21 protein-coding genes and 1 pseudogene are annotated in these 18,794 nt (G+C 65.3%); 12 read left to right on the top strand and 10 right to left on the bottom strand.

Translation table 11 applies throughout. From position 1 onward, the window contains the following. Positions 1 to 6 precede the first annotated feature (6 nt). The 4 genes and pseudogenes from CQ050_RS30725 to CQ050_RS31125 all read left to right on the top strand — a co-directional run bounded on the left by CQ050_RS30725 (position 7) and on the right by CQ050_RS31125 (position 1,120). On the top strand, positions 7 to 267 hold the full coding sequence (locus CQ050_RS30725; RefSeq protein ID WP_146121038.1) for a hypothetical protein: 261 nt from the start codon (positions 7 to 9) through the stop codon (positions 265 to 267). Then, positions 264 to 551, top strand: a complete 288-nt coding sequence (locus tag CQ050_RS16275; protein WP_105557868.1) for a hypothetical protein — start codon at positions 264 to 266, stop codon at positions 549 to 551. The genes CQ050_RS30725 and CQ050_RS16275 overlap by 4 nt, the downstream gene beginning before the upstream one ends. Continuing rightward, positions 548 to 914 (top strand): annotated as a pseudogene (locus CQ050_RS31130) (DUF2243 domain-containing protein); the annotation flags it as partial. The gene CQ050_RS16275 and the pseudogene CQ050_RS31130, both read left to right, overlap by 4 nt. A 44-nt stretch (positions 915 to 958) precedes the next feature. Next, positions 959 to 1,120: a hypothetical protein gene (locus tag CQ050_RS31125; RefSeq protein ID WP_233214103.1), complete on the top strand. Its 162-nt coding sequence runs from the start codon at positions 959 to 961 to the stop codon at positions 1,118 to 1,120. A gap of 14 nt (positions 1,121 to 1,134) precedes the next feature. Here CQ050_RS31125 and CQ050_RS16265 read toward each other — a convergent pair whose 3' ends face one another. After that, positions 1,135 to 2,127: an SDR family oxidoreductase gene (locus CQ050_RS16265; RefSeq protein ID WP_105557867.1), complete on the bottom strand. Its 993-nt coding sequence runs from the start codon at positions 2,125 to 2,127 to the stop codon at positions 1,135 to 1,137. A 118-nt stretch (positions 2,128 to 2,245) separates the two neighbouring features. Here CQ050_RS16265 and CQ050_RS16260 point away from each other — a divergent pair, with 118 nt between their 5' ends. Continuing rightward, complete coding sequence (locus tag CQ050_RS16260; protein ID WP_105557866.1) at positions 2,246 to 3,328, top strand: flavodoxin family protein; 1,083 nt, start codon at positions 2,246 to 2,248, stop codon at positions 3,326 to 3,328. Between the two features lie 464 nt (positions 3,329 to 3,792). Further along, positions 3,793 to 4,050, top strand: a complete 258-nt coding sequence (locus CQ050_RS16255) for a DUF1488 family protein (RefSeq protein ID WP_105557865.1) — start codon at positions 3,793 to 3,795, stop codon at positions 4,048 to 4,050. Positions 4,051 to 4,105: 55 nt separating this feature from the next. On the opposite strand, the gene CQ050_RS16250 is transcribed toward CQ050_RS16255, so the two are convergent. Next, a complete protein-coding gene (locus CQ050_RS16250) occupies positions 4,106 to 4,957 on the bottom strand; it encodes a c-type cytochrome (RefSeq protein WP_105557864.1) in 852 nt (283 codons plus the stop codon). Then, entirely contained in the window at positions 4,954 to 5,379 is a 426-nt protein-coding gene (locus CQ050_RS16245) for a cytochrome c family protein (RefSeq protein WP_233214101.1), read from the bottom strand. The genes CQ050_RS16250 and CQ050_RS16245 overlap by 4 nt, the downstream gene beginning before the upstream one ends. 144 nt (positions 5,380 to 5,523) lie before the next feature. Here CQ050_RS16245 and CQ050_RS16240 point away from each other — a divergent pair, with 144 nt between their 5' ends. The 5 genes from CQ050_RS16240 (at position 5,524) to CQ050_RS16215 (ending at position 10,863) form a co-directional block, all read left to right on the top strand. Further along, positions 5,524 to 6,504, top strand: a complete 981-nt coding sequence (locus CQ050_RS16240; RefSeq protein WP_105557962.1) for a c-type cytochrome — start codon at positions 5,524 to 5,526, stop codon at positions 6,502 to 6,504. Beyond that, positions 6,450 to 9,038 carry a cbb3-type cytochrome c oxidase subunit I gene (locus tag CQ050_RS16235; RefSeq protein WP_105557863.1) on the top strand — a complete coding sequence of 863 codons (2,589 nt, stop codon included), beginning with the start codon at positions 6,450 to 6,452 and terminating at the stop codon, positions 9,036 to 9,038. Before CQ050_RS16240 ends, CQ050_RS16235 begins: the two co-directional genes overlap by 55 nt. A 3-nt stretch (positions 9,039 to 9,041) precedes the next feature. Continuing rightward, positions 9,042 to 9,389, top strand: a complete 348-nt coding sequence (locus tag CQ050_RS16230) for a hypothetical protein (RefSeq protein WP_105557862.1) — start codon at positions 9,042 to 9,044, stop codon at positions 9,387 to 9,389. 603 nt (positions 9,390 to 9,992) lie between these two features. Next, the gene (locus CQ050_RS16220) at positions 9,993 to 10,550 is read left to right on the top strand and encodes a DUF4142 domain-containing protein (RefSeq protein ID WP_105557860.1); all 558 of its coding nucleotides are present in this window, start codon (positions 9,993 to 9,995) and stop codon (positions 10,548 to 10,550) included. A gap of 31 nt (positions 10,551 to 10,581) precedes the next feature. Then, on the top strand, positions 10,582 to 10,863 hold the full coding sequence (locus CQ050_RS16215) for a hypothetical protein (RefSeq protein WP_146121037.1): 282 nt from the start codon (positions 10,582 to 10,584) through the stop codon (positions 10,861 to 10,863). Here the strand turns inward: CQ050_RS16215 and CQ050_RS31325 are convergent. The 6 genes from CQ050_RS31325 to CQ050_RS16185 all read right to left on the bottom strand — a co-directional run bounded on the left by CQ050_RS31325 (position 10,842) and on the right by CQ050_RS16185 (position 14,097). After that, positions 10,842 to 11,117 (bottom strand): hypothetical protein, encoded by a 276-nt coding sequence (locus tag CQ050_RS31325; protein ID WP_199196836.1) that lies wholly within the window; start codon positions 11,115 to 11,117, stop codon positions 10,842 to 10,844. The genes CQ050_RS16215 and CQ050_RS31325 overlap by 22 nt on opposite strands. Before the next feature lie 281 nt (positions 11,118 to 11,398). Then, positions 11,399 to 12,031 carry a UdgX family uracil-DNA binding protein gene (locus CQ050_RS16205; protein ID WP_105557858.1) on the bottom strand — a complete coding sequence of 211 codons (633 nt, stop codon included), beginning with the start codon at positions 12,029 to 12,031 and terminating at the stop codon, positions 11,399 to 11,401. A 21-nt stretch (positions 12,032 to 12,052) separates the two neighbouring features. After that, the gene (locus CQ050_RS16200) at positions 12,053 to 12,262 is read right to left on the bottom strand and encodes a hypothetical protein (protein WP_105557857.1); all 210 of its coding nucleotides are present in this window, start codon (positions 12,260 to 12,262) and stop codon (positions 12,053 to 12,055) included. 19 nt (positions 12,263 to 12,281) lie between these two features. Next, positions 12,282 to 12,767: an NAD-dependent epimerase/dehydratase family protein gene (locus tag CQ050_RS16195; protein ID WP_369868406.1), complete on the bottom strand. Its 486-nt coding sequence runs from the start codon at positions 12,765 to 12,767 to the stop codon at positions 12,282 to 12,284. A 4-nt stretch (positions 12,768 to 12,771) separates the two neighbouring features. Then, positions 12,772 to 13,605 carry a UTP--glucose-1-phosphate uridylyltransferase GalU gene (galU, locus tag CQ050_RS16190; RefSeq protein ID WP_105557855.1) on the bottom strand — a complete coding sequence of 278 codons (834 nt, stop codon included), beginning with the start codon at positions 13,603 to 13,605 and terminating at the stop codon, positions 12,772 to 12,774. A gap of 90 nt (positions 13,606 to 13,695) precedes the next feature. Further along, on the bottom strand, positions 13,696 to 14,097 hold the full coding sequence (locus tag CQ050_RS16185; protein WP_105557854.1) for a VOC family protein: 402 nt from the start codon (positions 14,095 to 14,097) through the stop codon (positions 13,696 to 13,698). A gap of 161 nt (positions 14,098 to 14,258) precedes the next feature. On the opposite strand from CQ050_RS16185, the gene CQ050_RS16180 reads away from it, so the two are divergent. Next, the gene (locus CQ050_RS16180) at positions 14,259 to 14,591 is read left to right on the top strand and encodes a four-helix bundle copper-binding protein (protein ID WP_105557853.1); all 333 of its coding nucleotides are present in this window, start codon (positions 14,259 to 14,261) and stop codon (positions 14,589 to 14,591) included. Positions 14,592 to 14,644: 53 nt separating this feature from the next. Here CQ050_RS16180 and CQ050_RS16175 read toward each other — a convergent pair whose 3' ends face one another. Further along, entirely contained in the window at positions 14,645 to 18,769 is a 4,125-nt protein-coding gene (locus CQ050_RS16175) for a CheR family methyltransferase (RefSeq protein WP_105557852.1), read from the bottom strand. Between the last annotated feature and the right edge of the window lie 25 nt (positions 18,770 to 18,794).

Genomic DNA, 18,794 nt, shown 5'->3' with positions numbered 1-18,794 from the left:
ATCCCCATGCCCCAGCCACCAACCGATCAATCGCGCAAGTCCATCCCTGATCAGCCGGATGTGAACGCGGGCGCCTTGCGACCGTCGTCTCGCTCCGGGGAGGCCGAACGGGTTCCCGACATCGACCATCCCTCGGCGGCGAAAAGCCACGAAGGGGCAGGCTTTGACCGGGCCGAGGCCCAGGAAGAAGCCGAGGCCCGAAGCGGCACGCTGCCCGGTTCGAATGACACGCGGCCTGCGCCGTCTGACCGGCGGCCAACAAAATGATCGTGGAAGCGTTTCAGCGCGCCGACGGCATGTGGAGCTTTCGGCGGCTTGCGATGCTGGGCGTCGTGCAGGATCCCCGCGCGTATCCCAGCAGCGAGGCCGCGGTTGAAGCCGCCCGCGCCGAATACCCGAACGAGACGGTTTCGATCGTTACCCCCGAACCACCGGAGCAGGACATGAACGCCCCCCCGGCGCCTGAGCGCGACACCGAAGCAGACGCCTTCAAACCTGCGGACGACACGCCTTCCGTATTGCCAAAACGTGCTGGCCCGAGCCCGAAATGACCGATGCCCTGCACGCCCGCGCTGCCGTCGCCTTGCCACGCCGCCGTCCGTGGGCGGGCTACCTGTTGGGGTTCGGCATGGGCGGCTTCTTTGACGGCATTTTGCTGCATCAGATTTTGCAATGGCATCACCTTCTTTCCGGCCTGAGCGCCGCGACGCTTGCCGACCTGCGGGTGCAAGTCGTGGCCGATGGCGTTTTCCACGCGCTGATGTATGCGGTGGCCGGCGCAGGATTATGGAGCTTGTACCGCTCGCGCGGCGCGTCGCAGCCTTCACGAAAAACCTTGCTGGCACTTCCTGCTGGGATTTGGCATATGGCACGTGGTCGACGCCGTGCTGTCGCACTGGCTCACTGGCATCCACCGGCTGCGCATGGACGTGCCTGACCCCTTGCCGTGGGAGTTGGCTTGGCTGGCGTTGTTTGGCCTATTGCAACGGGTGGCGTCTGGGTGCTGGCCGACGCCTCGTCCGTGTCGCTACGCGCCCTGTATGGCGCGGGCGCGCTGTATGTCAGCGGCGCCACGGCGCCGGGCGGATGCTCGGCCTGGCTGCGGCCCCCATCGCCGTGATCGACGCCGCAGCGTCACCGCCCGCGCCGGCTTAGCGCCCACAGCACGGCTCCGCTCAATATGGCGGTCGTGGCCAACGACGACCGGGGGTGCGTCACCATCTGCGTATAGACGCTATGCCTGCGTCCGCGGCGCTGCACGGCGGAATGTTCCCCACCGGCCGTGTAGAGCGAGTCCGATCCCCCTGCCGCGGGCGCCTCGCCCCGCTGGTGCCGGTATAGCCAGCCCGACATCCGATCGGCCAGCGACGGAACGTTCTGGCCAAGCGTTGCAATGGCGCGTGAGGCGGACCCTACGAAGAGGTCTCGGGTGGGGTGTTGGGCGGCATGCAGAATGGCATCCGCGACCGTTTCGGCGGCATACACGGGAGGCGGCAGATCGGGTTCGACGTCCATGTAATTACGCGCATGGACGGTGAAGCCGGTGGCAACCGACGCAGGCTTGATCAGCGTGACCGATATCGGTGCTTTCTCTTCCTTCAACTCCATCCGCAGCGCGTCGGTGAAGCCCTTCACGGCATGCTTGGCCGCCGAATACGTGCCTTGCAAGGGTATGGCGCGATCCGACACTTCGCTGCCCACATTGATCAAGGCGCCGCCCGATTGCTTCATGTGGCGCACCGCGGTCAGCGATCCGTAAACCACGCCCCAATAGTCCGTGTCGAACAGCTTTCGCTGGTCTTCGATCGGCACCTGTTCCAGGCTGCCGTATATCGAGACCCCCGCATTGTTGACCCATGTGTCAACGCGGCCATAGCTTTGTATCGCGTGGTCCAGTATCCGCTGATGGTCTGCTTCTATCCCCACGTCCGCCACCACGCTGACGGCCGCGCCGCCCCCGCGAATGACCTCCTCGACGATGCGCGCCAGGGCTTCTTCCTGGCGCCCGGCCAGGACGACTTTGGCGCCGCGCTCGCCCGCCATCCTTGCCGTGGCGGCGCCAATGCCGCTGCCGGCGCCGGTGATGACGATGACTTGGTCGCGTAGTGGTTTCAGGCTCAGTTTCATTGGAGACTCCCGGTTTCGCGCCGAAGGATCGCGACGCGATGAACAGGCAGCAAGGAACATACCCAGAGGCGGGGCATGCGGCTTGCTGAACGGCGGGCGCTCTAATTGGAGACGCCAGATGACCGACCCCGTGCCGATGGTCCGCAAAGGGCAATATGCCGGCCCGCTTACCCGTGAGACATTCCGGGCGCGCTTCATGCAGCGCTTTTACGATCCTGCCTTCCAGGGCGAGCGCCCTGCGTTGGAACGGCTTGAAGCGATCGCCTGGGAGGCATACCAGGAAGGCCGCAAGGCGCCGGTCACCGTCAAGGCCGGGCCGGGCTACGCCGACCCGGGTTATGACCTTTCGGTGCAATGGAAGCAAGCGCGCGACGCGCTTGAGCGCGCCGCGAAAGTCCAGCAGGACGCGGACACGCCCTCGCGCGTGCTGGTGATTATTGGCGCGTCGCGCAACGACGGCACCTGTCCGGGCGAAATCTCCAAGAGCTGGCGGCTGGCGCGCATCGTCCTGAACGAACTGCGGGCTGCCGCCGTGCAGACGGACGAACTGGATTTGAGTCGCCTGGTTTCCGAATACCAATATCAGATCCATCCGTGCAAGGGCTGCGTTTCGACGGCGATGCCCCTGTGCCATTGGCCGTGCAGTTGCTATCCCAACCATGCGCTGGGGCAGGTCAACGACGCCATGAACGGCATCTATGAGCAATGGGTGTCGGCCCATGGGGTGATCGTGGTGGCCCCTACCTACTGGTACCAGTCGCCCAGCCCCTTGAAGCTGATGATCGACCGGCTGGTATGCGCCGACGGCGGCAATCCCGACCCCACGTTGACCGGTGGGAAAGACCCGCTGAAGGCCAAGCAGGTCGAACTGGCCGGATGGCCCTATCCCAAACACCTGGCAGGCCGCGCCTATGGCCTGGTGGTGCACGGCGACGTCGCCGGCATCGAAGCGCAGCGGCGCGCGCTGGCCGACTGGCTGGACTGGATGGGGCTGGTGGACGCCAGCACGACGTCCCAACTGGACCGGTACATTGGGTACTACCAACCCTACGCCACCAGCCACGACGAACTCGACCGCGACGAGGCGGTGCAACAGGAAGTGCGCAATGTCGCGCGGGCCATGGCCGCATGCCTGCCCAGATTGCGGCAAGGCGAACTGGCGACTCCGGACCGCCACATACGCGCCCCCAGGCCGAAATAGGAATCGGGGGCGGGCACGGAACGTGCGGAGATCGGGGCGCCGCAGCGGCAAACCGTCGTGCCCGATCCAGCATGGCTGTCTCCCCCCTCCGCCGCTGCGGCGCCGATGCTCTATCCGTGGATTGGCCCCGTTCTTGGAAGCGGGGCATTTTTTTGGGAAGGGATGTGGGTCTTTAGCGTGCGGGCTGGGTAGGCTGGCTTTCCCGCGAGCACGGCGAATCGCCGATGCAGCATGCCGCGTTCCACCATTCGCCCTCCCGCGTCGACGCCCGCGCAGGCATTGCGCCTGCGCGGCCACCAGACGGGACCCGATGCCGCCGGGAGTAAAAAATACCTGCCCTGCCGTTTTTACTTTGCGGCGCAAAGGGCAAGGAAAGCGGGTGCGGCACATAGTTTGCTGCGCAAGGCGAGAAAGAAGGCTGGGGACGGATGCTCCGGCCCGGCCGCTGAAAAGGAGGAATAGCCATGAAATTCACGAAAGCCACGCAAGCGCAGGCACGCGGCGATGCCGTGGTCTTCCAGTTGGAGACCGCCGGCGTGACCCGCCAATTCGAGATCTCGGGCGACGTGCTGCGCCGCCGCTTCGGCGCAGCGAACGAGACGGGCGCGGAACTGCTGCGGGCGTTCGAAAGCGGCGCGCAGGCGATCCAGGAGGCGGTGCACCGCGCCCAATGGGTCCCGGCGGACGGGGCCATCCAACTGGGGGCGGGCGACTTCGAATGACGCCGAGGCGGTGGCCCAAGGGGCCTGCCCTGAAAAGGGCCCTGCCGCGCGGCCTTCAGCGGTGATCGTCGGACAGCGTGTTCAGGAACTGCGCGATGTCGCGCGCGTCCTGCTCGGACACCCCGACGTCCGGCATGGCCGTCCCCGCTTTGACGGCGCCGGGCTCGCGCAGCCACCGTTGCAGGTTCTCTGGCGTATTGACCATCACGCCAGCGATATACGGACGGTCGGCCATGCCGGCCAAAGATGGCCCGACATGGTTCCAGGCGCCGGTCACGCCGGGGATGGCATGGCACGTCACGCACAGATATTGTTGCAGGGCCTTTTTGCCTGCCGCGGCGTCTCCGATACGCAGCGACCCGGGCGCCACGGGCGTCGGCTCGGCAGGCGGCAGGCCGTCATCGCGATCCCGGTAGTCCGCCGGGGACAGCAAGGGAAGCACGCGCAGGAAGGCCACCACATCCCAGATCTGGTCGTCCGTCAAGCGATACTGCCAGGCGGGCATGCCGGTCATCTTGATCCCCTGCTGGGTAATCCAGAATATCTCGGCGGCCGGGCGCGTCCGGGCGGTCGCGACCAGCGCGGCCGGCGCCGGATTCAAACCCAGCGCGTAAGGTTGCGGCGCAATCCCCGGGGCGCCGTGGCATTGCACGCAGTGCGTACGGTATAGGCGGGCCCCATTCTGGATACGCGCCTCGCCGTTCAGATCGGGCGCTTGCACATCGGCCGCGCGCGCTTTTACCGAGCGCGCCATCGCGGTATCGATCAGATGATGCACCGCCATCGTGTGGGGGGACGTTGCGCTGACGTCATACCAGCCGAAGTAGACCACCGCGCCGCCCGCCAGTCCGGCGAGAGCGCCCGCGGTCGCAACGGCCAACACCGCGATGCGCGCCGCCCTGATCATGGCGCCCTCCCGCGTGCGCCGTCAGGCGACAACAGAAAGGCGGCAATATCCTCGGCGTCGGCCTTCTGCAAGCCCGTTGCGGGCATGGCGGTGCGGGGATTGATGGCGGGCGGGTCCAGCAGCCAGCGCACAAGATCGTCCGAGGTGTTGGGCAAGACGCCTGCCAGATAGGCTTGCCGCCACAGCTCGTGCAGCGGCGGCCCCACGTTGGACGCTGGCCCCCTCACCCCCGTGACGGTGTGGCAGGCCACGCATCCGCGCTCGGCGATCAGCCGACGCCCTCGCGCCGGGTCGGCATCCAGGCCCTTCCCGGCCGCCAGGGCGGGAGGCGAAAGCGGCGGACGACTCTCTCCGCACGCCCCCGTCATGACCGACGCAGCGAAAATCAGCAACAGGCGGATGGGTCGGTCGATCCGGCGCAAAGGGTCCTCCGTGAATACCCCCGCGACCCGCAATTTTCGTTCCACCCCGGGCGGGTGGGAACGTGGGCACGCCACATGCTGACGCGCGGCGGCCGCAGTCCAATCCCCGGCCTGCCCTACGCCGGAATTCCCGCAGAAACGTACATGCCGTCTCTCCTCCCCCTGGTGCTTGCCGCCACGATGTCCACCGCAGCCTGGGCGCAACCCCGGCACGGCGCGCCGGCGGACGGGGACGACATTGGCCGCATCGATCAGATCAGCACGGTGCTTTACATCGGCGGCGCCGGCATCTTCCTCATGGTGGCCCTGGTCATGGCGCTGGCCATGCACGGGCCGGAACGCGTGCGCCGGGCGTTGGCCAACCCCGCGCTGATCGTGGCAGCCGGCGTCGCCTTTCCCGTCCTGGCGCTGACGGCGCTTTTGCTCTGGGTGCTGGGCCCCGGCCCACTGGCCGCGCGCAGCAGCGGAATGGCCGCGGTGCGCATTGAAGTCACCGGAGAACTATGGTGGTGGCGCGTCCGCTACCTGGACCGTTCCGGCACGCTGCTTTTCGAAACCGCGAACGATGTGCGCCTGCCCGCCGGACAGACGGTGGAATTCCTGCTGCGGTCCGACAATGTGATCCACAGTTTCTGGATCCCCGAGCTGGCAGGGAAGCTCGACATGATGCCCGGCCGCGTGAACCGCCTGCGCGTGATGGCGAGCGCGCCCGGCGTCTTCCGGGGGCAATGCGCCGAGTACTGCGGGGCGCAGCACGCCCAGATGCGGTTCGACGTGCAGGTGCTGGCGCCGGCGCAGTTTGACGAATGGCTGCGGCAGCAACGCCAACCGGCCCGGTTGGCGGGACCGGAACTTCGGCACGGCGAACAACTGTTCCAACAAGCCTGCGCGCAGTGCCATGCCGTGCGGGGAACGCCCGCCACGGGAACGATGGGGCCCGACCTGACCCATCTGGGCGGCCGTCCATCGCTGGCGGCCGGCGTGCTGCCCAATAACGTGGGCGCGCTGGCCGGGTGGATCGCCGGCGGGCAACATATCAAACCGGGCAACGCCATGCCGGCCTTTGACCAATGGCCCGGCGAAGACCTGCGGGCCGTGGCCCGCTATCTGGAAAGCCTGAAGTGACCACCGAGACACCCGCGCCCCCTCCGCTTCCGAATCCGCTCCCGCGCCCCGATGGCGAGTTCAAGCAGCTTCAGCTTGCCTGGCGGCGCCCCACGGGATTCCGCGCCATCACGGTCGTCAACAACACCTCCATCGGCCTGCTCTATATCGGCACCGCGTTGCTGTTTTTCTTGCTGGCCGGCATTTTGGCCTTGATGATGCGCACGCAGCTGGCGATGCCGGACAGTGATTTGATCGGACATACGCTCTACAACCAGCTGTTCACCATGCACGGCACGGTCATGATGTTTCTCTTTGCCGTGCCGGCGGTCGAAGCGGTGGCCGTGCTGCTATTGCCCAATATGCTGGGCGCGCGCGACTTGCCGTTCCCACGGCTGTCGGCCTATGCCTATTGGGCCTACGCGATCGGCGGCCTGGTCTTTTTTTGCAGCATCTTCGTGGGCCTGGCGCCCGACGGCGGCTGGTTCATGTATCCGCCACTGACCAGCACCCGCTATTCGCCGGCGATGAATGCGGATCTGTGGCTGCTGGGCATCGGGTTCATCGAGATATCGGCGATCGCCGGCGCGATCGAGCTTGCCGTCGGCATCCTGCGCACGCGCGCACCGGGCATGACACTGGAGAAGATGCCCGTGTTCGCATGGGTGATGCTGGTGTTCTGCGGCATGGTGATCATTGCGTTTCCGGCCGTCATCGTGGCCACCGCGCTGCTGGAGCTGGAACGCGCCTTCGACATGCCGTTCTTCATTGCCGACCGTGGCGGCGACCCGTTGCTGTGGCAACACCTTTTCTGGTTTTTCGGGCATCCCGAGGTCTACATCATTTTCCTGCCGGCGGCCGGCATGGTGTCGATGATCATTCCGGCCATGACGGGCACGCCCCTGGTCGGATATCGCCTGGTGGTGCTCGCGGTGGTCTCGACCGGTTTTCTCAGTTTTGGCCTGTGGGTGCATCACATGTTCGCCACGGGCATCCCACGGCTCTCGCTCAGTTTCGCGTCGGCCGCAAGCATGGCGGTTTCGGTGCCGACCGCGATCCAGATATTCGCCTGGATTGCCACGATCGCCGCGGCCGAGCGGCTGCGGCCACTGAAAACCCCCATGCTGTTCATCCTGGGCTTTTTCTTCGTGTTCGTCATCGGCGGACTCACCGGCGTCATGGTCGCCGTCATTCCTTTCGACCTCCAGGCGCACGACACCTATTTCATCGTGGCCCACCTGCACTACGTGCTGTTCGGGGGCATGGTGTTTCCGCTGTTCGCGGCGTTCTACTACTGGATGCCATTCGTCAGCGCGCGGGCCTTGTCGGAACGACTGGGGCGTTGGGCGTTCTGGCTGATGTTCATCGGTTTCAACGTGGCCTTCTTCCCGATGCACTTCACCGGCCTGGCTGGCATGCCACGCCGGGTCTACACCTACGCGGAAAGCCAGGGGCTGGGGCCACTGAACATGCTGTCTACCGTGGGCGCCTACCTGATTGCCGCCGGGGTCCTGGTGTTTCTCGTCGACGTGGCGCGCAACTTCAGGCCCGACGTCAATCAGAACGCCGGCAACATCTGGCGAGCCGGCACGTTGGAATGGCTGCCCAGTGGAACCCACGGCCTGCGCAGCGTACCCGCCGTGACCAGCCGCGAGCCCTTGTGGGCGCAGCCCGGCCTGGAGCAAGAAGTGGAAGCCGGCGGCCATTTCCTGCCCCACGCGCCGGGCGGACTGCGATCGACGCTGGTGACCACCGCGCTCGACGCCCGTCCCGACTACGTGCTGGTGCTTCCCGGACCGGCATGGTCGCCGCTGCTTGCCGCGCTGGGCACGGCCGGTTTCTTCCTGCTACTGACCTTCAAACTGTTTGCGCTTGCCGCCGCGTTCGGCGTGCTGGCGCTGGCCGCGTTGTGGCGCTGGCTGTGGGACGCCGACACGGGGCCGGACCACCCGCCGGTGTACATCGGTAGCGGCCTGCGCGTCCCCATGATGTGCTCGGGTAGTGCGTCCCATGCGTCGTGGGCCATGGTCCTGCTGATCATCGTCTGCACCAGCATTTTCGGGTCAATGATGTTCGGCTACCTGTTCCTGTGGACCGTCCATCCTGATGCATGGCCGCAACCTGGCGGACTGCCCTCGGCAGCCTGGCCGATGTTGTCCGCCGGTTTGCTGCTGGGCGCGGTCGCGTTGGTGGAGGGTGCCGGACGCCGCCTGGCGCAAGCCAGGCAAACCTTCTTGCGGGCGAGCCTGTCGGCGGCCATCGTATTGGTGGGCGCATCGGCGGCGGTGGAGATCCTCTCGCACTGGCAATCCGGGCTGCGGCCCCAGGTGTCAGCCTATGCGGCGGCGGTCTACGCGGTGGCCGGCCTGCAGGCCGCCTTTGCAGCGCTGGCAGGCGTGATGGGGGTGTTTACCGTGGCGCGCTCGCTGGCCGGCCGGCTCACCGCCACTCGGCGCGCGGCTTTCGACACCACGATGATGATGTGGCGCTACACCACGGCGCAGGGCCTGGTGGCGCTGGCGCTGGTCCACGTCTTTCCGCGCTTGACGGGTTAGAGCATGAAAACGCATTTCGGGATCGAACTGCTGTTCCTGATCGCCGGCCCCGCGATCTGGCTGGTGCATTACCTGTTCATCTACACCGTGAATGCGGTGGCCTGCGCGCGGGCGGCCTGGGCAGGCCAATGGCTGGGGCTTCCCGCATCATCATGGGTCATCGTGGCCGGCAGCGCGCTGGCATTGGCCGGCATGGCGGCAGCCACCTGGCGTCAGCGCCAACGGCAACGCATGTCGGCAACCCGTGCATCGGCCTTCCACACCTGGCTCACGGCGGCGTTGTGTCTGCTATCGGCACTGGCAGTCATTTGGGAAACGGTGCCCGTCTTCCTGATGCCGGCTTGCAGGTAGAGGGCGGCCCGCTCGGGGTCGCATGACCGAGAGGCGCAGGCCTATCTTCCGAACTCCCCGGACTTATGCCCCCCAGAGCCCGCCCTGCCGCCCGGGATGGTGCCGTCCGGCGCCGGATTGGCGCTGGATCCCTCCACGGTCCCTTGACCGGGCGTGGGCTGCGCAGGCGCCTTTTCGGGCGCGGATCGGGGCACGGTCGGCGGCGGCGCGGTCGGGTCTTTCTTGGATGGCCCCGGCGACGCGCCGGAAGGAGGCGACGGCGGCGCCTTGCCCGTCCGCTCGTCCGCGCCCTGGCCCGCTCCGCCCTGGGCCGGCGGCTGCGCCGCGCCGGCCACGGCGGACGCCATCGCGATGATCACCGCCCCCAGTAATCGTCCCGGGTTGCGCGGCAGAAAGTGGCGTTGAGTCCTCATGATCGTCCCCCTTGGTAGGTCGGTGAAAAGACCAGCAAACCCCATTCCCGCGTGAGGCGAGGCGCGGGAACGCGGTTTGCTGGATGTCCGAACGCATGGCCCGAACGCATGGCCCACACGCATTACCCCGGACGCACTACCTCCAACCCGTTACCTCAACGGCGCTCGGCGCCTTTCCCAGGAGATCTTCATGAAACCTCGCTACCTCACCGCCGCCCTCCTTGCCGCTGCGGCGCTTGGAGCCGGACAAATCGCCATGGCCCAGACCACCACCCCCGCCGCGCCAATGGCGGCTGAGTCGAAGCTGGACGGCAACGATCGCGACTTTCTGGAAAATGCCGCGCAGGCCGGGCACATGGAAGTGGAAGGAAGCAAACTTGCGCTTGAGAAATCGCGCAATGCCGAGGTCAAGGCCTTCGCGCAGAAAATGGTCGATGACCACGGCAAGGCAGGCCAGCAACTGGCTGCCCTGGCCAAGAAAAAGGGCTATGACGCCCCGACTGAACCCTCTCTGGTGCAGCAAGCAAAATTGAAGACGCTTGGCCTGCGCGACGATGGGTTCGACAAGGCCTACGCCGAAAGCATCGGCGTGTCGGCCCACGAGGACGCGGTAAAGCTGTTCCAGCAGGCCGCGAACGAAGCCAAGGACCCCGAGGTCAAGCAATTCGCCACGGAAACGCTGCCGACGCTTGAACAGCACCTTCAAATGGCCAAGACGCTGGACCAGGGCGTAAAGAAGGCCCCCTGACCGCGAACAGCCCCCTCACACGGTGATGGCCATGCATTCCCCCCAACCTGTCTTGACGTCGGCCCCGGCCGGCAATGTCAGGATTGTCTACTTGGCGCCGCAAAGCGCGGTCGGTCCGATGGCCGAACCGCGCGTCGCAGCCAATGACGACATCCTGCCGCCGCCGCAGGGGCTGGCGTCCGGGGCAGGCGAAACGGGGCCGATCCCACTGCTGCAAGTCCCGCTTGCCATCGCGTTGGCGGCCATGCTGTGGGCGATGGGGGCGCTGGTCTTGCTGACACTGGCCCTGGCCTATCGGCTGCTGGCCGCCTGAAACGGCCAGGCGCTGCGCGCCCCGCCCACGGGCCAATTGCGGCGGATCGGCGTGGCCACCGGCGTCTCCTCGGGCGACGACAGGGGCTCGCGACCCACTTGAAGCAACTTGCGATCACCCAATCTCAGGGCTGTCAGCACGCCGCCCGTCACGCAACCGGTGTCCAAGCAGGCAACATCCGACCGCACCAGCAGCCCCAACGTCGCCCAATGCCCAAACACGATGGGCGTGCCGCCGGCCAGCCTGCCCGGCACGTCGAACCAGGGCAGCGTGCCGCACGGCCAGCTGCCTGGCGTGGATTTTGCGGTGGGCGCCAGCTCACCCGTTCGCGTAGGATGCGGGGTTGGGCTTTGCTGTTTTCGGTTTCATGGCGTGGCTCCTTTCTGGATAGCGCGATAGGCAAGGCCAATCCAGCAAACCGCATGCCCGGCATCGCCGCCGGCGAACCGCGCGGCGCGCCGTCCGCGGCATGGCGCGCCCATGCCGGACACACGGCAGGATCTCCACCGCACGGGCACTTTTTTCCGATGGGCGGCTAGCCCTTGTCGATCAATCCGCGCGCGCGTTTCAACGCAGCCACGATGGTCTGAAAGGCCGCTTCCCGGCTTTCGCGATTCGGGCTTCTTAACGCAAACGACGGGTGATAGGCCGCCAGAACACGGCTGTCACCCCGTTCCAGGGTCTTGCCCAGCGAAGCCTTCAGCGTGTGCTTGCGATCCCGCATCAGCGCGCTTAACGCCGTGGCGCCCAGGGCGATGATGACGTGCGGCTGGACATCATCAAGCTCCTGGTCCAGCCAATACTCGCACGCGTGGATTTCGGCTTGCGCAGGGGATTTATGCATCCGGCGTTTGCCGCGCAATTCCCACTTGAAGTGCTTCACGGCATTGGTGATGTAAACCGCGTCGCGGCTGACGCCCGCTTGCGCCAACGCCTTGTCCAACAGCGCACCGGCAGGCCCCACGAATGGGTGGCCCGCCAGGTCTTCCTTGTCGCCCGGTTGTTCGCCCAGCAGCATGATGGCGGCGTGGCGCTTGCCCTCGCCCCCTACCGCCTGCGTGGCGTTGCGCCACAGGCCGCAGCGCCGACACGCGCCGAGCGTTTTCGGGCGCTGATCGGGATCGACATCCCCCTCATCGTGCCCGGGAGAACTCGGCGTGGCATTCATGCCGGCGCACCGTCACGCCGCTCAGGACCGGTTGTCCACGGGCGGCACCCCTGGCGTGGCTCGGCCCGGGTCCCACACGTCTTCGGGATCCATGCCGGGGGGAATCTGGCGTCCGGCCCCGGTTCGGTTGGGGTCCGCCGGGCGGTCGGACAGCGTGCGCTCACGTTCGGGCACGGGTTTGTGCGGGGCTTCCGCAGGGGTGTCTTGATGCGAATGGGGCTGGGTGCTCATGGCGGCGTCCTCCGCGTGTCTACAGCGGCGCGACCGGCGCCGCGGCGGTCGCCGGGGTCCAGCAAGCCGTGTGCCGCCCGGCTTGTTGGCGGTCGGCGCAGAAATAGGCCACCGTGCGGGCGATGCCCTCTTCGGGACCGATTCGGGGCCACCACCCCAGGCTGCGGCGCGCCAGTGAAATATCGGGGCAGCGATGGGTCGGGTCGCCCACCGGCAGGTCGCGATGAACCAGCGGCACGTGGGCGCCGGTCAGCCCCCGCACCATGTCGGCCATTTCCAGCATCGTCAGTTCGGCCGGATTGCCCAGGTTCACGGGACACGCAACCGCCTCCGGGCTTTCCATCAACCGCACAAGCCCATCGATAAGGTCATCCACGTAGCAGAAAGAGCGGGTCTGCGTGCCATTGCCATAGATGGTCAACGGTTGGCCCGACAACGCCTGCACGATGAAATTGGACACCACGCGGCTGTCGTCCGGCGACATGTGCGGCCCGTAGGGAAGGATCGGGTCACGCCAGACCGTGGTATTTCCTGCCTATTTCCATCGTGGCCTGGTAGAACCCTTCCTTGCTGCCGCAGTCATAACGCTTGCCGTCGTATTCATACCCGAATACGGCCTTGGATCGCATCAGGCTGGCAATGGCATCCGTCAACTGGATCTCGCCCCCCACGCCAGGCTGCGTGTTGGACAACACGGTGAATATTTCCGGGTCCAACACATAGCGGCCGACCACCGCCATGTCGGAAGGCGCGTCGGCCGGATCCGGTTTTTCGACGATGCCGGACACCCGCATGACATGGGCCGACGCCTTGGTGCCTGACACAATGCCATATTGGCGCGTCGCGGCCTTCGGCACGCGCTGAACCGCCAGGACGCTACCTTGGAACTCTTTCGCCACCTTCATCATTTCACCGATGACGGGGGAATCCGCATCGATAAGGTCGTCCGCCAACAGCACGGCAAACGGTTCATCGCCCACGATAGGCGCCGCGCATAGCACGGCATGCCCCAACCCCAGGGCGGCCGGTTGGCGCGTGTAGACGCACTTGACATGAGAAGGGATGACGCTGCGCACGGTATCCAGCAATGCCACCTTGTTCTTCGACTCCAGCTCCAGTTCCAGTTCAGGAACCCGGTCAAAGTGATCCTCTATCGCCCGCTTGTTCCGGCCCGTCACAAAAATCAGTTCGGTGACGCCAGCCGCTACGGCCTCTTCGACGGCGTATTGGATGAGCGGTTTGTCGACGATCGGCAACATCTCTTTGGGCATGGCTTTCGTGGCCGGCAGGAACCGCGTGCCCAGGCCAGCAACGGGGAATACCGCTTTGCGTATCGGGAGCATAAAAGCCTCTGTATCGTTATGGTCCGCGCCCTGATCTACTGGGGCGCAACCGCACTGAGCAAATGGCGTTCCCGGGCCCCCGTCACGCTGCTATTCGATAGCGACCGAACACACAAAGGCAAGCTTATTGCCCTCGGGATCCCGACAATAGGCCGCGAAAAAGTCCGGCGCATAGCGGGGGCGCAGGCCAGGTGGCCCCTCATCGACACCGCCCAGCTCCAGCGCCCTGCTCCAGCATTCCCGCACCGCCGCGCAGGTTTCCGCTTGAAAACTGACCTGGCTGCCATTGCCCCACGTCGCGGGCAATCCATTGAACGGCGGCGCCACGACGAACGACGGCCAGCGCCGATCCCCGCAACGCCATATGACACCAGCGGGGCCGGCGTCATCGACGCCGTTGCAACGCGTCAGGCCAAGCGGCCGCAGGACCACGTCGTAGAAGGCCACAAGCCGCGGCCAATCTCGAGCGCCCAGTTGAATATGCGTATACATGCCAGGATCCTCCTGTATCGAAAGCCCCCGAAGCCCCCCCGAATAAAGAAAGCCCGCAAACCGCATGCCGGAAAAGCATGCGGAAACGGCCACGCCGCCCCGCGCGACGGGCACGGAATGTGCTGTGGCGCATGCCCACCCATCACCCATAAGGAGTCGTCATGAAACCTGCGTCGAAAGAATTGGATCGTTGTGTCGACAGTTGCATCGCCTGCTACCGGCGGTGCATGCAAACTGCGATGGGGCACTGCCTGGAAGCTGGCGGAAGGCATGTGGAACCCACCCACTTCCGTCTGATGATGGCATGCGCCGAGTTATGCCGGGCGGCCGCCCATGTCATGCTGGCCGGGGTAGAAAACCATAACGCAGTCTGCGGCGCATGCGCCGTCCTGTGCCGCGACTGCGCCCGCAGCTGCGAGGGCCTCGACGGAATGGAAGATTGTGCGCGCACGTGTAAGGAATGCGCCGACCTGTGCGACAAGATGGCGGCATGAGACGCCCCGCTGTGGCGGCGCGCACGAGTGGTGTCAGCCGCCCGCCACGCGCGTCACGATGGCCTGCGCAAATGCCGAACGATATCCAGCAGGTTCTCAAGGGCGACAGGCTTGCTGATGTGCGCGGAAAAGCCCGCTTCTATCGCCTTGTTCACGTCTTCCTTGGACCCGAACCCCGTCAACGCAATGGCGGGGATATCGCTGTCGGGATATTTTTCGCGGATGGCCCGGATCAACTGATATCCGTCGATTCCCGGCATGCCGATATCGGACAGCAACAGATCGAAGGATGACTTGTCGAAGGCGTCAAGCGCCTGCTGGCCGCTGGAGACCGTCGTGACGCGGGCATCTTCCATTTCAAGCAACGTGCCCATGATCATGAGGATGTCTTCGGCATCGTCGACCATCAGCACCCGCAGCCCCTTCAAGGGGCTGTCCGGCTCCGACGAAACTTGACCGGGCGATTGCTCCGCGCCGGCCAGCGCCAGCCGCACCGTAAACCGCGCGCCCTTGCCCAGGCCGTCCGAGTATGCCTTGATCGTGCCGCCATGCGCCTTGACGAGTTCGCTTGCGACGGCCAGGCCGATGCCCAACCCCGCATTGGCGAAAGCCCGTTGGCGCATGTCCGCCTGACTGAACATGTCGAACACGCGGTCCAGGAACGCCGCCTCGATGCCGCGGCCCGTATCGGTGACATCCAGCTGCAAGGACTCATCTTCCACCGCCAGCGCCAGCGTGACCGAGCCCCCTGGCGGTGTGAACTTGATGCTGTTGTTGAGCAGGTTCCAGATGACTTGCTCCACGCGCAACGGGTCGGCGTTCAGATGGATGGCGTGGTCGGAATCGAATTCGCTGCGCAACACCAGGCCGGCCGCGGTCGCCACCGGGTGCAGCACATCCAGGATATTCCGGGCGATGGCGGTGATGTCGACGATCGATCGGTTCAACGCCAGTTTGCCGGTGCGTACCCGCGACAGGTCGAGCAAATCGTCAATGATGCGCGCCTGGCCTTTCACGGCCCGCTGGATCAGGTCGGCGGCGCGGGCAGCCGCCGGCGAATCGCGGACCGAGCTCGTGCGCGCAAGCAGTTCCGCGTTCAACTGGATCAAGTTGAGCGGATGCTTCAGTTCGTGCGACATCATCGCGAAGAACTCGTCTTTCAGCACGCTGTCGGCGCGCGCGCGATCCAGCCGGGATTCCTGCTCGACGTCGCGCAACTTCAAGTCGGTGACGTCGCGCACGATCTTGGCGTATCCCTGGTAGGCCGGGTCGTCCATCCGGTTGACCCCGCCCGTGCAATACACCAGGCTGCCGTCCCTGCGCCGATGCCAGCGGTCGTCCGCGGCATAGCCGATTTTCTTGGCGCGTTCCAGTTCCTTGCCCGGTTCCCCCGCGCCGATATCCGCCTCGGTGAAGATCAACGAAAAGGACTTCCCGATGGCTTCGGCGGCGGTGTACCCGAACAGCGTTTCCGCGCCGATATTCCAGTTGGTGATGATGCCTTCGCTGTCCAGCGTCAAAATCCCGAAGTTCCGTGCGCTTTCGGTCATCAGCTTCAAGTGCGCCTCGCCAAGCAGGACGCGATCTTCCGCCTTGCGCCGGCCCGTGATATCGATGAACGTCAGGACGGCGCCCTCGATGCGGTGCTCGGCGCTACGATACGGCAGCAAGCGCGCCAGGAACCAGCGGTCGGTGCTGCTGTGCACCTCGCGCTCCACGGGCCGCAGCGATTCAAACACGCCGGCCGCGTCCTTGGCCAGGTCGGGGTAGTCCAGACGATGCGTGATGTCCAGCAGCGACCGGCCCGCGTCGCTGGCGATGACATTGAAAATATCGGAGGCGCGTGGCGTGAACCACTGGATGCGCATTTTCCGGTCGACGAACAGCGTCGCGATATCCGTCGACGCGATCAGGTTCTGCAGGTCGTCATTGATCTTGGCCGTCTCATCGACTTTCGTCTTGAGCTCGGCATTCACGGTAATCAGCTCTTCATTGACCGATTGCAGTTCTTCCTTGCCCGTTTCCAGCTCTTCGGTGGCCGAACGCAGTTCTTCGTTGATTGCCTGAAGTTCCTCGTTGGACGCTTTCAGCTCTTCCGTGGACGTCTCGGACTGCTCGATAGTCACTTGCAGCTGATCCTTCGTGCGTTGCAGCTCGGCTTCCAGCTGCGTCAATACCGCCGTGGAGCCCTTTTCCTCTTGGCCATCATCCACGCTCATGATGTCTTCGACTTCGTCGAACAGCACCAGCATGTAGTCGCTGCTGGTTTCCTCAGGGCGGAACGGCCGCACGACCATGTTGACGTAGGTCTGGCGGTCGCCCGCCTTCATCTGGACACGGCGAGCCTCCACGCTTTTCTTCGAATGCAGCGCCTGGTACATGGCGGTGCGCAATTCCATCCGCAATTCCGGATACACCAGCATCGGCAGGCTGCGCGAAGGCTCGCCGCCCGCATGCCGAAGGAATCGGCCCGCCCGTTCCGACATGTGCACGACGTTGCTTTCCGCATCGACGATGACACTAGGCGGAGCATATAGCTCCAGCGCGCGTTGATGCACCTCGGCATAAGAGGTCTTTTTCGAACGGTGGGCCGGGGCCGTCATCGCGACAGGTCGCACGCGCTCGAAGCCGCCTGCGGACAATTCCGGAACACTGCGGATGTGCGCCGGCGTCTCCTTGGCGACGTAGATGCGATTACGCTTGTCCACCACCTGGAACAGCTGCGGACATGCGTCGGCTGATTCGGAACTGCCCAGGAAAAGATACCCGCCCGGCTTCAACGCAAAGTGGAACATTCTGAGAACGTCGCGTTGCACGTCGCGGTCCAGATAGATCAACAGGTTGCGGCAGCTGACCAGGTCCAGCCGGGAGAAAGGCGGGTCGCGCAGAATGTTGTGGACCGCAAACAGCACACGTTCCCGGATATCCTTCTTGATCCGGTATTCGTTGCCCTGCCGCGTGAAGTAGGCCTGCAACAGCTCATCCGCGACGTCGGCTTCGATCGCCAGCGGATAGACGGCGGTCCGACCGACCGAAAGAGCCGCTTCGTCGATGTCGGTGGCAAACAGCTGGAACTTCGTCGGCTGCTTCGCGGCCTCGGCGTGTTCGCTGATCAACATCGCCAGCGAATAGGCCTCTTCACCGGTGGAACAACCGGCCACCCATGCCCGCAAGCCGCTGCCAGACGCGGCATCCACCTTGTCGAACAGCGTGGGAAGCACGGTTTTATCAAGGATGGCAAAAGACTCCTTGTCACGGAAGAATTGCGTAACGCCAATCAGCATGTCGGACAGCAAATTGGGCGTTTCGTCCGTCCGCTCTTGCAGCAGCTTCCAGTACTCCGTCAGGGTGGGTACCCCGGTGACCTGCATGCGGCGTTCGATGCGGCGCAAGACCGTGGCCCTTTTATAGTGGCGGAAATCGTGAGCCGTCCTGGCACGCAGCAGCGCCAGGATGTCTCGCAGCGCATTGTGGTCGGCCTGGCTGTCTTTAGCACCCTGCGGCGTATCCCCCGCCCCATCGGTTTCCGCCGCCTTCAGGTCCGGCAATTGGATGCTGAACATGTTGTCGGCAAGGTTTTCAAGCCTGCCGGGCATCTCCGATACGGGCAGGATGATGTCGACCATGCCCGTGGCGATTGCGCTGCGCGGCATGGCATCGTGCTCGGCGTCGTCCGGTTGTTGCGCGAACGTTACGCCGCCCTGCTCTTTTATCCGCGCCAGCCCCACCGACCCGTCCGCTCCGCCGCCGGTCAACACGATGCCAACCGCGCGCGTCGTGTGCACGTCGGCCAGCGTGCGGAAGAACTCGTCGATGGCGACATGCTTGCCCCGAGGCCGGGTGCCAGCGGTCAGGCGTAGATACCCGTCGCTCATCGACAGGACGGCGGCAGGCGGAATCACGTAGATATGGTTGCGTTCGATACGCACCGGCGCCGTCACCTGGGTCACCGGCAGCGGGGTGGCGGCCTGGAGGATCCGGTCCAGGATGCTCTCGTGGTTGGGCGATAAATGCACGATGACGACGAACGCCATGCCGGGGTCCGGGGACACGTTCGCGAAAAACCCCTTCAACGCGTCTATCCCGCCCGCGGAAGCCCCTAGCCCGACCACCGGAAAGTGCAGGTCGCTTGGTGCGTGGCCCGGTAACTGGTCGGGCCTTGAGGGGGAATCTGACATGGGGGTACCTGAGTCGGCAGGAGGC

This window comes from Achromobacter sp. MYb9 (assembly GCF_002975275.1).
Taxonomy (GTDB): Bacteria; Pseudomonadota; Gammaproteobacteria; order Burkholderiales; family Burkholderiaceae_B; genus Achromobacter.
The sequence above is the reverse complement of the archived record's forward strand: the minus strand, read 5'-3'. Positions and strand labels throughout refer to the sequence as shown.